The sequence below is a fragment of the Micromonospora sp. BL4 genome, from assembly GCF_003667505.1.
GTDB lineage: Bacteria > Actinomycetota > Actinomycetes > Mycobacteriales > Micromonosporaceae > Micromonospora.
In genome coordinates, this window is sequence record NZ_RCVJ01000132.1 from 15722 (window position 1) to 27747 (window position 12026).

A 12026-nucleotide genomic window follows, 5' to 3' on the forward strand; every position below is an offset into this window, starting at 1 on the left:
GGCCGACGTCGTCCCCACCATGTTCCAACCTGAGTGACGACAGGAGGCCCGGTGGCTCAGCCGTACCCGCACAAGTCACAGCCGTACCCGCACAGCCCGCAGGCGTCCCCGATGCCTGGCCTCCGCCCGCCCGCCCAGGGCCTGTACGACCCGGCGCTGGAGCACGACGCCTGCGGAGTGGCGTTCGTGGCGGACCTGCACGGCCGGCGTTCACACGCGGTCGTCGCCAACGGGCTCGGCGCGCTCTGCCGGCTGGACCATCGGGGCGCCCGCGGCGCGGAGCCCAACACCGGCGACGGCGCGGGCATCATGCTCCAGGTCCCGGACGCGTTCCTGCGCGCGGTGGCCGACATCGCGCTGCCACCGGCGGGTGAATACGCCACCGGCCTGGTCTTCCTCCCCGACGACGACGACGCGGAGGCCCGCGCCCGCCGGGTCATCGAGAAGTACGCGCTCGTCGAGGGGGCGGACCTGCTCGGCTGGCGGGACGTGCCGACCGACCCGACCGGGTTGGGCGAGACCGCCCTGGCGGCGATGCCCCGGGTCCGGCAGCTCTTCCTGGCCGCGCGCCGGCTCACCGACTCGCCCGCCGGCCCGGCGGGTTCCGCGCTGCGCGGCATCGAGCTGGACCGGGTGGCGTTCTGCCTGCGCAAGCAGGCCGAGCGGGAGACCGCCGAGCGGGGCGTGCCGGCGTACTTCCCGTCGCTGTCCAGCCGGACCATGGTCTACAAGGGGATGCTCACGCCCGACCAGTTGCCGGCGTACTACCCGGACCTGCGCGACGAGCGGGTGGACAGCGCGATCGCGCTGGTGCACTCCCGGTTCTCCACCAACACGTTCCCGTCCTGGCCGCTGGCGCACCCGTACCGGTTCATCGCGCACAACGGCGAGATCAACACGATCCGCGGCAACCGCAACTGGATGCAGGCCCGCGAGGCGCTGCTGCGCTCGCCGAACGTGCCGGGCAACATCCGGCGGGTCTTCCCGGTCTGCACCCCGGGCGCCTCCGACTCGGCGAACTTCGACGAGGTCCTGGAGTTGCTGCACCTGGCCGGGCGGAGCCTGCCGCACGCGGTGCTCATGATGATCCCCGAGGCGTGGGAGAACGACCCCGGCATGCAGCCGGACAAGCGCGCCTTCTACCGCTTCCACGCCAGCCTCATGGAGCCGTGGGACGGGCCGGCTTCAGTGGCCTTCACCGACGGCGAGATCGTCGGCGCGGTGCTGGACCGCAACGGGCTGCGTCCGGGGCGCTGGTGGCGTACGGCTGACGGGCTGGTGGTGCTCGGCTCCGAGGCGGGCGTGCTCGACCTCGACCCGGCCCGGGTGGTCGCCAAGGGGCGGCTCCAGCCGGGGAAGATGTTCCTGGTCGACACCGTCGCCGGCCGGATCGTGCACGACGAGGAGATCAAGTCCGAGTTGGCCGCCGCGCAGCCGTACGGCGAGTGGCTGCACGCCGGGCTGATCGAGCTGGACGACCTGCCCGCGCGCGAGCACACCGTCTACACCCACGACTCGGTGCGTCGCCGCCAGCAGACCTTCGGCTACACGCAGGAGGAGCTGAAGATCCTGCTCGCGCCGATGGCCCGCACCGGCGCCGAGCCGCTCGGCTCGATGGGCACGGACACCCCGATCTCGCCGCTGTCCACTCGACCGCGGCTGCTCTACGACTACTTCCATCAGCTCTTCGCCCAGGTCACCAACCCTCCGCTGGACGCCATCCGCGAGGAGTTGGTGACCAGCCTGGGGTCGACGATCGGGCCGGAGGGCAACCTGCTCGACCCGGGCGCGGCGAGCTGCCGGCAGATCGTGCTGCCGCACCCGATCATCGACAACGACGAGCTGGCGAAGATCCTGTCCATCGACGAGGACGGCGACCTGCCCGGCTTCAAGGCGGTCCGGGTCTCCGGGCTGTACCGCATCCGGGAGGGCGCCTCCGGCATCAAGGCGCGGCTGACCGAGATCTGCCGGCACGTCTCCGAGGCGATCGAGGACGGCGTACGCATCCTGGTGCTCTCCGACCGGGACTCCAACGCCGACCTGGCGCCGATCCCGTCGCTGCTGCTCACCGCCGCCGTGCACCAGCACCTGGTGCGGGAGCAGACCCGCACCCAGGCGGCGCTGATCGTGGAGTCCGGCGACTGCCGGGAGGTGCACCACGCGGCGGTGCTGATCGGCTACGGCGCGGCGGCGGTCAACCCGTACCTGGCGTTCGAGTCGGTGGAGGACATGATCTCCACGAAGGCGCTGGTCGGGGTGGAACCGGCCGCCGCGGTCCGCAACTACGCGAAGGCGCTCGGCAAGGGCGTCCTGAAGATCATGTCGAAGATGGGCATCTCGACGGTCTCCTCGTACTGCGGAGCGCAGGTCTTCGAGGCGGTCGGCCTGGACACCCGGCTGATCCAGCGCTACTTCCGGGGCACCCCCAGCCGGATCGGCGGGGTGGGGCTGGCCGGCGTTCACGCCGAGGTGGCCGCCCGGCACGCGCTGGCCTGGCCGCCGGCGGGCACCCCCGCCTCCGACCGGCTGGAGGTCGGCGGCGAGTACCAGTGGCGCCGCGAGGGTGAGCTGCACCTGTTCAACCCGGAGACGGTCTTCCTGCTCCAGCACGCCACCCGCAGCCGGCAGTACGACATCTTCCGGCAGTACACGGCGAAGGTCGACGAGCTGGCCGCGCGGGCCGGTTCGCTGCGCGGGCTGTTCACGTTGCGCACCGGCGTGCGTCCGGCGGTGCCGATCGAGGAGGTCGAGCCGGCCACCGAGATCGTCAAGCGGTTCGCCACCGGCGCCATGTCGTACGGGTCGATCTCCGCGGAGGCGCACGAGACGCTCGCCATCGCGATGAACCGGCTGGGCGGCAAGTCCAACACCGGCGAGGGCGGCGAGGACGTCGAGCGGCTGCACGACCCGGCGCGCCGCTCCGCGGTGAAGCAGATCGCCAGCGGCCGGTTCGGTGTCACGAGTGAGTACCTGGTCAACGCCGACGACCTTCAGATCAAGATGGCCCAGGGCGCCAAGCCCGGCGAGGGTGGGCAGTTGCCGGGCAACAAGGTCTGGCCGTGGATCGCCCGGACCAGGCACGCCACCCCGGGCGTCGGTCTGATCTCCCCGCCGCCGCACCACGACATCTACTCGATCGAGGACCTCGCCCAGCTGGTGCACGACCTGAAGTGCGTCAACCCGGCCGCCCGGGTGCACGTCAAGCTGGTCAGCGAGGTCGGCGTCGGCACCGTCGCCGCCGGGGTGGCCAAGCTCAAGGCGGACGTCATCCTGATCTCCGGCCACGACGGAGGCACCGGGGCGTCCCCGATGAACTCGCTCAAGCACGCCGGCACCCCCTGGGAGCTGGGGTTGGCCGAGGCGCAGCAGACCTTGCTGCTCAACAAGCTGCGCGACCGGGTCACCGTGCAGGTCGACGGTCAGCTCAAGACCGGCCGGGACGTGCTGGTCGCGGCGCTGCTCGGCGCGGAGGAGTTCGGCTTCGCCACCGCGCCGCTGATCGTCGCCGGCTGCGTGATGATGCGGGTCTGCCACCTGGACACCTGCCCGGTCGGCATCGCCACGCAGAACCCGGTGCTGCGGGAGCGGTTCACCGGCACCCCGGAGTTCGTGGAGAACTTCTTCCTGTTCCTCGCCGAGGAGGTCCGCGGGTACCTGGCCGAGCTGGGCTTCCGGTCGATCGAGGAGGCGATCGGCCAGTCCGAGCTGCTCGACGTGGCCCCGGCGGTGACGCACTGGAAGGCGCACGGGCTCGACCTGGCCCCCGTCCTGCACCTGCCGGAGCTTCCCGCCGGCGCTGCCCGGCGCGGCGTGCGCGCCCAGGACCACGGCCTGGAGCACGCCCTGGACAACGAGCTGATGGCGCTCGCCGGCCCGGCGCTGACCACCGGCGCGCCGGTCCGGGTCGAGGTGGCGGTGCGCAACGAGCACCGCAGCGTCGGCGCCATGCTCGGCGGCGAGGTGACCCGCCGCTTCGGCGGCGCCGGCCTGCCCGACGACACCATCGAGTTCGTGCTGCACGGCACCGCGGGGCAGTCGTTCGGCGCGTTCCTGCCACGTGGGGTGACCCTGCGGCTGCACGGCGACGCCAACGACTACGTGGCCAAGGGTCTCTCCGGCGGGCGGATCATCGTCCGTCCGGACGCCGCCGCGCCGTTCCTCGACGCCGACGCCGAGCCGGGGGAGCGGGCTGAGGACCAGATTATCGCCGGCAACACCATCCTGTACGGGGCCACCGCCGGTGAGGTCTTTCTGCGCGGCCGGGTGGGGGAGCGCTTCGCGGTGCGCAACTCCGGCGCGGTCGCCGTGGTCGAGGGTGTCGGCGACCACGGCTGCGAGTACATGACCGGCGGGACGGTGGTGGTGCTCGGCGCGACGGGCCGCAACTTCGCCGCCGGGATGTCCGGCGGCACGGCGTTCGTGCACCAGTTGGACCGGGCCCGGGTCAACGCGGAGCTGGTCGACCTGGCGCCGCTGGGCGAGCAGGAGCAGGTGCTGCTGCACGAGCTGGTCCAGCGGCACGTGGCCGAGACCGGGTCGGCGGTCGCCGAGGAGCTGCTCAAGCGCTGGCCGGATGCGGTGACCGAGTTCACCGCGGTGGTGCCCCGCGACTACCGCCGGGTGCTGGAGATCATGAGGGCCGCCGAAGCCGCCGGCCGCGACGTCGACGACGCGGTCATGAGCGCGCTCAGCGCGCCACCGGCCGCGCCGGTGCCGCCCGCCCCGCGGGTGGCCGCCCAGGAGGTGGCTCGTGCCTGACCCGAACGGTTTCCTGCGTTACGACCGGCGACTGCCGGCCCGCCGCCCGGTGCCGGTGCGGATCAGCGACTGGCGTGAGGTGTACCCGCCGGCCGGCGAGGAACTGGTCCGCGAGCAGGCCACCCGTTGCATGGACTGCGGCATTCCGTTCTGCCACGACGGCTGCCCGCTGGGCAACCGGATCCCGGACTGGAACGACCTGGTCCGCACCGGCAACTGGGACGCCGCGGTGGAGTCGTTGCACGCCACCAACAACTTTCCGGAGTTCACCGGCCGGCTCTGTCCGGCGCCCTGCGAGGCGTCCTGTGTGCTGGGCATCGCCGGCGGCCAGCCGGTCACCATCAAGCAGGTCGAGGTGGAGATCGCCGATGCCGCGGCGGCGCGCGGGTTCGCGCCCCGTCCGGTGCCGGCGCCGTCCGGTCGGTCGGTCGCCGTGGTCGGTTCCGGGCCCGCCGGCCTGGCCGCCGCCCAGCAGCTGGTCCGCGCCGGTCACGCGGTGACGGTGTACGAGCGCGACGACGCGATCGGTGGTCTGCTCCGGTACGGCATCCCCGACTTCAAGCTGGAGAAGCGGCACATCGACGCCCGGCTGGCCCAGCTCGTCGCCGAGGGGGTGCGCTTCCGCACCGGGGTGAACGTCGGGGTGGACGTCACCGCCGAGCAGTTGCGCGCCGAGCACGACGCGGTGCTGCTGGCCTGCGGCGCTCTGCAGGGCCGGGACACCCCGGAGACCCCGGGCCGGGAGCTGCGCGGCGTACACCAGGCGATGGCGCATCTGGTGGCCGCGAACCGCGTGGTCGCCGCCGCCGGCGATGGTCGCCCGTCCGTCGCGGTGCTGCCGGACGGCACCCCGATCGACGCCGCTGGCAAGCACGTCGTGATCATCGGCGGCGGTGACACCGCGGCCGACTGCCTCGGCGTCGCGCACCGGCAGGGCGCGGCCGGTGTGCACCAGCTCGACCTGTACCCGCAGCCGCCGAGCGAGCGCGACGAGGCGCGGGATCCGTGGCCGACCTGGCCGTGGATCCTGCGCAGCTATCCGGCGCACGAGGAGGGCGGCGAGCGTGTCTTCGCCGTGGCGGTGCAGGAGTTCGTGGACGACGGCACCGGTCAGGTGCGGGCGGTGCGGATCGCCGAGGTGACCGTGGAGAAGCGCGACGGCCGGCGAGTGGTCACCGTGGTGCCCGGCTCGGAGCGGGAGCTGCCGGCGGACCTGGTGCTGCTGGCGATCGGCTTCGAGGGCACCGAGCAGCAGCCGCTGCTGGCCCAGTTCGGGGTCACCCGTAACCCCCGGGGCGCCGTCGACGCGCGTGACGACTGGCAGACCGACGCCGACGGCGTGTTCGTCGCGGGCGACATGCACCGGGGCGCTTCGCTGATCGTCTGGGCCATCGCCGAGGGGCGTGCGGCGGCCGCCGCCATCGACGGTCACCTCGGCGGTTCCGGCGCGCTGCCGGCGCCGGTCTCCCCGGCCGCGCAGCCGCTCGCCGCACGCTGACCCGACGGACCGGAGCACCTGGCCGGCGCGGTGGTATATCGCGCCGGCCGGCCCGGGCGGACCGGTGAGGCCGGTCACGAGTGTGGGCAGATCGGTTCAACTGCCGCAAGACTTGTCCGCTGCCGGGCCGCGCCGCGATCGGCGTGCTCATCATGCTCGATCGCATCGGAGGGTTCGTCGTGGCCAGAGGTGCCACCTTCGCCGCGCTGCGCCACCGGAACTACCGGATCTGGGCGCTCGCCGGGTTCGTCTCCGTCATCGGGACCTGGATGCAGGTCCTCGGAGTCAACTGGTACGTGCTGAAGGAGACCGGCTCGGCGACCTCCATGGGGTTCGCCGTGCTGCTCCAAGCCGCGCCCACGCTGCTGCTCAGCCTCTGGGGCGGCGTGCTGGCCGACCGGCTCCCCGCCCGCCCGCTGCTGATCGCCGCCCAGGTGGCCCACGCCACGCTCGCCGCGGGGTTGGCGGCGGTCGCCCTGACCGGTGTCGGCGGCCTGCCGCTGATCTTCACGATCTCCCTGCTCAGCGGTGCCGTCTCGGCGATCGAGGGCCCGGTGTCGGGTCGTTGGTCCTCCACCCTCGTGGACCGGGAGACGCTCGGCAATGCCCTGGCGCTCGGCTCGCTCACCAACTCCGCCGGCCGCATCCTCGGCATGAGTCTCGGTGCCGTCGTGGTGGCCGCCGTCGGTCCCGCGCTGCTGTTCGGCATCAACGCGGCGAGCTTCGTCGCCGTGGTGGTGGCGCTCTTCGGCGTACGTCAGGCTGCGTTGCACGGTCACCAGGTGGCCGCGCCGGACGGCGGCCGGAGTCGCGGCGGCGTCCGCGCCGGGTTCGCCTACCTGCGGGGGCAGCCGGTGCTGCTGCTCGCGCTCGCCCTGGCGTTCGTGCTGGGCAGCCTGGGACGCAACTACCAGGTGACGATGGCGGCGATGAGCGACGGGCCCCTCGACGCCGGGGCGTCCGGCTACGGCCTCCTGTCGACCGTCTTCGCGGTCGGAACGGTGCTGGGCGCGCTCGCCGCCGCCCGTCGACGTGACCTGGGCTACCGGACCCTGGTCACCGCGGGCCTGCTGGCCAGCACGTTGCAGATCGTCGCCGGTCTTGCGCCGGGCACCTGGAGCTTCGCGGCGGTGATCCTGCCGATCGCCGCCGCCGCGGTGGTCATCGACACCACCGTCGGCACCCGCGCCCAGCTCGACACCGACGGCGCGATGCGGGGTCGGGTGCTCGCCGCGCTCGCGGTCACCGGCTCGGTCTCCGCCATGGTCGGCGCGCCGTTGCTCGGCTGGCTCTCCGAGCACGCCGGGCCCCGGCAGACGCTCGTCCTGGCCGGATCCGTCGCGGCGGTCGCCACCGTCGCGGCGGCGGTCGCTCTGGACCAGCAGCGCGGTCGCCGGCTGCGCCGAGGGCACACCCTGGCGCTGGTCGTGCCGCCGCTGCGCAGGCCGGTGCCGGCAATGGCGCGGACGGCGGCTCGCATCGTCGGGCCCGCCGCGGTCGGTGGTCGCCACCTGACGCTGCGGCCAGGGCTGGCGAGCCGGGTCCGGCCGGGACGTCCCCGGTACTGCCCCGTCTGCTCGCCGCTGGCGGCCCACAGCCGACCCGCGATGTCGGCGGGCAGCGGCCGGCACTCCGCCGGGTGCGTCCGGCCGCTCTGACCGCTCCCCGTGCCGCGGCCAACGCTGAGACAGCGGTCACCCCGGACGACCGGCCTTCGGGGCCGAAGCAAATGAAGATCATCGCTACGCTCCGATCATGGACATTGAGGAGCGGCTACGGCGAACCCGCCGGTGGCTCTGGGTCGTACTGATCGGGCTATTCCTGAGCGGGGTGACCGCGTTCCCGCTGGAGATCGAGGTGCGCTGGCTGCTGCGCGCGCTCGACCCGCTCGCCGGCCATGTGCCGGCGCTGGTCGACTGGGTCGAGCGGGTGCACACCGGGCTCGTGACGGCCGGCGAGGACTACCCGTTCCTGCTCTACGGCACCGACTGGCTGGCCTTCGCCCACCTGGTGCTGGCGGTGGCGTTCTGGGGACCGCTGCGCGACCCGGTGCGCAACGTCTGGGTGGTGCAGGTCGGCATGATCGCCTGCGCGGGGATCGTCCCGCTGGCGCTGATCTGCGGCCCGATCCGGGACATCCCCTGGTTCTGGACGCTGGTCGACCTGTCCTTCGCGGTCGGCGCGTTCCCACCGCTCTGGTTCGCCTACCGGCACATCCGCGCCGTCGAGGCGAGCACGGCCGAGACGGTGGGTGCGCGGCCGGTGCCGGGGTCGGCGGCGCGGGCGTCCTGAGTCGCGGCGGGCCGCCCCTGCGCGCTCGGGGTCGGGCGGGCCCGCACCGGTTCGCGGCGGGCCGGCGCGGCGCGCTCGGGTCGCGTGGGCCCGCACCGGTTCGTGCCGGTCGAGCTGCCCCGGATCCGGACCGGCGAATCGTCCGTCGCCTACGAAAGCGGCCGGGAGGGTCGCCTACGAAAGCGGCCGGGAGGCTCGCCGTTGAGTGGCGGGCCTCCCGGCCGACGTTCGCTCAGTGCGACAGCAGCCGGTGAGCCTCCTGGATCTTGGCCCAGGACTTCGGCTCGACGGGCGCGGCGGCGGCCTTGCGCGCGGCCGTGGCCACGTCGGGCCGGCCGGCGGTGAACAGCCAGGTGGTGAATAGCTCGTCCAGGTCGAGTCCGGAGATCTCCTCCGCCAGGGCCTGGAACTGCGCGATGGTGCCGTTGCCGTACCGGTGCGCGGCGGTCCAGGCCGGCAGGATCTCGAAGAACGCGTCGTCGCCGACGGCCAGCCGCAGCTGGTGCAGCGTCATCGCGCCCCGGTCGTAGACCGCGTTGTCGAAGACCCGCCCGGCGCCCGGGTCACCCGGCAGCACCTGCCAGAACGCGGAGTCGGCCGGGTAGCTGGCGTAGGTGAAGTCGAAGACCTCCTGGGCGGTGCCCTCGCCCTGCTCCTCCGACCAGAGCCACTCGGCGTACGAGGCGAAGCCCTCGTTGAGCCAGATGTTGCGCCATTCGGCCACCGAGACCGAGTCGCCGAACCACTGGTGGGCGTTCTCGTGGGCCACCACGTACGTGTTGGCGCCGCGCCGCCAGAAGCCCGGGCCGTACACCGGTCGGGTCTGCGTCTCCAGGGCGAAGCTGATGCCGTCCACCGGCCCGGCCACGCCGCCCTGCGCCTCGAACGGGTACGGGCCGAAGATCCCGCTCTCCCAGTCGACGATCTCGGCGGTCCGCTCGATGCTGGCCCGCGCGGCCGGCCCGAGCTCGCCCAGCGAGGTGCTGTACGCGTTCACCACCGGCTGGCCGCCCGGCGTGGTGTCGGTGACGATGTCGTACTGGCCGATGGCCATGAAGGCCAGGTAGGTGGCGGTGGGGGAGGTGGTCCGCCAGCTCCACCGGGTGCGGTCGCCGGGCTCGGCCAGCGGCGGCCGCGGCTGCACGCCGTTGCTGATCACCTCGACGCCGGTGGGCACCGACACGGAGATGTCGAAGGTCGCCTTGTCCAGTGGGTGGTCGTTGCTCGGGAACCACCACCACGCGGACTCCGGCTCGTTGACCGCGAGGGCCCCGTCGTCGGTACGCGTCCAGCCGGTGTAGCCGCCGACCAGCGTCTCGGACGGAATGCCGTCGTAGCGCACCACGATGGTGAGCTGCTGGCCCCGGGTCACCGTGCGGGACGGGGTGACCACCAGCTCGTGCGCGCCCGCGGTGCTGGTGCTCGCCGCCCACCCGTTGACCCGCACCGACTCGACGTCGAGCAGGAAGTCCAGGTTGAACCGGGAGAGATCCTGAGTCGCGGTGGCGAGGATCGTGGTGGTGCCGGTGAGTCGGTCGGTGGCCGGCTCGTAGCGCAGCCGGACGTCGTAGTGCGAGACGTCGTAGCCGCCGTTGCCGTAGTCGGGGAAGTAGCTGTCGCCCAGCCCGGGGGCGCCGGGTTGCGGCGCGAGCGTGACGGTTGGCCGGCCCCAGGCCGTCGGGGCGGCCTGGCCGGGAGCGCCGGCGAGCATGGTGCCGGCGGTGGTGAGGGTCAGGGCGGCGGTGGCCGCCGTGAGGACTCGTCGCACGAGGTGGACTCCCTCCATCGGGGTGTTCGCCCCGCCAACCTAATCGACAACGGTGATCGCCGCGGGCCCGGCGCGCGGGTTGACCGTCTATTCCATCGATCTATGTATTTCGATAGCATTACCGCCTGGTAACAAACCGTTCCACCCCTGGCCACGCGCGCGGTCGCAGGATCCCACCACCCCTGTCCTGTGGAGGTCCGTCATGCCCCACCGCCCGCTGGCCCGCGCCCTGGCCGCGCTGGTCGCCGTCGTCACCGCCGCGTTCGGCGCCGTGCTCGTCCCCGGCACCGCCCAGGCCGCCGCCGTCAACTACGTCGCGCTCGGCGACTCCTACTCCTCCGGCGTCGGCGCCGGCCCGTACGACTGGTCCACCTGCCTGCGCAGCCAGAAGTCGTACGCCCCGCTCTGGGCCGCCGCCCACGGCGTGACCAGCTTCAGCTTCCCGGCCTGCGGCGGCGCGGTCACCGCCGACGTGCTCAACAACCAGGTCAACGCCCTCAGCAGCGCCACCACCCTGGTCACCATCACCATCGGTGGCAACGACGCCGGCTTCGTCGACGTGATCACCAGTTGCCGGTTCGGCAGCACGTCGTCCTGCACCAACGCCGTGAACACCGCGAAGGCCTTCGCCACCTCGACGCTCCCCGGCCGGCTCGACGCCACCTACGCCGCCATCCGCAACCGGGCGCCGAACGCGCGGCTGATCGTGCTGGGCTACCCGAGGCTGTTCGAGACCACCTCCTGCGGGTGGTTGGCGATGAGCACCTACAAGCGCACCATCCTCAACGAGGCGGCCGACGTGCTCGCCTCGGTCATCTCCGCACGGGCCACCGCCGCCGGCGCGACCTTCGCCGACACCCGGCCCTACTTCGCCGGTCACGGCGTCTGCGCCGGCGACCCGTGGATCAACGACGTCAGCGGCCTCATCGAGGCGTACCACCCGGACTCCGACGGCTACCGGTACGGCTACCTGCCGGCGCTGAACGCGGTCACCGGCTGACCCGCACGCCCTCGCGTGACGCCCGACGGTCCACCCCGGACCGTCGGGCGCCGCGCGTCGGGTCGCGTCGGTACTGTCCCGGTGTCACCGCCTTCCGTTAGGGTTTCCGCGAACCGGACAGCCGTGGCGTGGGAGGCAGAGCGTGAGCAGGCTCGCGTCGGCGTACGGGCAGGCGGTCAGCTCCCACCGGGCGGCCCGGGCACACCTGGACGTCGCCCGGGGCGCGCTGGGCACGGCGCCGGCCCCCGCCGCGCCGGTCGGTGCGGGCGACCTGGTGGCCCGACTGGCCCGGGTCGGCGGCGCGCTCGCCACCCCCGCCCCGGGCGCCACCCCGCTCACCGACGCGCCGGCCGCCGTCCGGATCGGCGAGGCGTCCACTCCCGACGGTGGCTTCCCGGTGCTGCTGCCGCTCGGCGGCGGCCACCACCTCGCACTGGACACCGACGCCCGGGATCCCCGGGTCGCCGGGCTGCTGCGAGCGCTGGTGCTGCGGCTGGTCGCCACCGCCCCGGCCGGTCACGTCCGGGTCGCCGGCATCGACACCGCCGCGCTGGGCGCCACCTTCGGTCCGCTGCGCCCGCTGCTCGACGCCGGGGTGCTCGACCCGCCGGCAACCGGCGAGGCGGAGGTGGCCGCGCTGCTGGACGCCGCCGAACAGCACGCCCGCGCCGCGCAGCACGCCGACCCCGACGCCCGGCAGCTGCTCGTGC

At 73.4% G+C, this 12026-nt stretch carries 6 protein-coding genes and 1 pseudogene; 6 read left to right on the top strand and 1 reads right to left on the bottom strand.

All coding sequences use genetic code 11. The features are described from left to right. Window positions 1–111: 111 nt before the first annotated feature. From gltB to EAD89_RS15595, 4 genes are all read left to right on the top strand, one after another. Window positions 112–4758 carry a glutamate synthase large subunit gene (gltB, locus tag EAD89_RS15580; protein WP_121676225.1) on the top strand — a complete coding sequence of 1549 codons (4647 nt, stop codon included), beginning with the start codon at window positions 112–114 and terminating at the stop codon, window positions 4756–4758. Beyond that, a complete protein-coding gene (locus EAD89_RS15585; protein ID WP_121655658.1) occupies window positions 4751–6256 on the top strand; it encodes a glutamate synthase subunit beta in 1506 nt (501 codons plus the stop codon). Before gltB ends, EAD89_RS15585 begins: the two co-directional genes overlap by 8 nt. Before the next feature lie 152 nt (window positions 6257–6408). Then, on the top strand, window positions 6409–7914 hold the full coding sequence (locus tag EAD89_RS15590) for an MFS transporter (protein ID WP_233578725.1): 1506 nt from the start codon (window positions 6409–6411) through the stop codon (window positions 7912–7914). Between the two features lie 97 nt (window positions 7915–8011). Then, window positions 8012–8548, top strand: a complete 537-nt coding sequence (locus tag EAD89_RS15595; protein WP_121676221.1) for a hypothetical protein — start codon at window positions 8012–8014, stop codon at window positions 8546–8548. A gap of 232 nt (window positions 8549–8780) precedes the next feature. Here EAD89_RS15595 and EAD89_RS15600 read toward each other — a convergent pair whose 3' ends face one another. Beyond that, window positions 8781–10316, bottom strand: coding sequence for a M1 family metallopeptidase (locus EAD89_RS15600; protein WP_121676227.1), 1536 nt, complete (start codon window positions 10314–10316; stop codon window positions 8781–8783). 202 nt (window positions 10317–10518) lie between these two features. Between EAD89_RS15600 and EAD89_RS15605 the strand changes: the two genes are divergently transcribed. Together EAD89_RS15605 and EAD89_RS15610 are read left to right on the top strand one after the other, a co-directional pair. Next, window positions 10519–11316, top strand: coding sequence for an SGNH/GDSL hydrolase family protein (locus EAD89_RS15605; protein WP_121676222.1), 798 nt, complete (start codon window positions 10519–10521; stop codon window positions 11314–11316). A 142-nt stretch (window positions 11317–11458) separates the two neighbouring features. Then, window positions 11459–12026 (top strand): annotated as a pseudogene (locus EAD89_RS15610) (cell division protein FtsK); the annotation flags it as partial.

Bases quoted from the DNA above. Each gene is read 5' to 3' on its own strand.
- gltB (WP_121676225.1), top strand. From the start codon at position 112: ATGCCTGGCCTCCGCCCGCCCGCCCAGGGCCTGTACGACCCGGCGCTG.
- EAD89_RS15590 (WP_233578725.1), top strand. From the start codon at position 6,409: ATGCTCGATCGCATCGGAGGGTTCGTCGTGGCCAGAGGTGCCACCTTC.
- EAD89_RS15595 (WP_121676221.1), top strand. From the start codon at position 8,012: ATGGACATTGAGGAGCGGCTACGGCGAACCCGCCGGTGGCTCTGGGTC.
- EAD89_RS15605 (WP_121676222.1), top strand. From the start codon at position 10,519: ATGCCCCACCGCCCGCTGGCCCGCGCCCTGGCCGCGCTGGTCGCCGTC.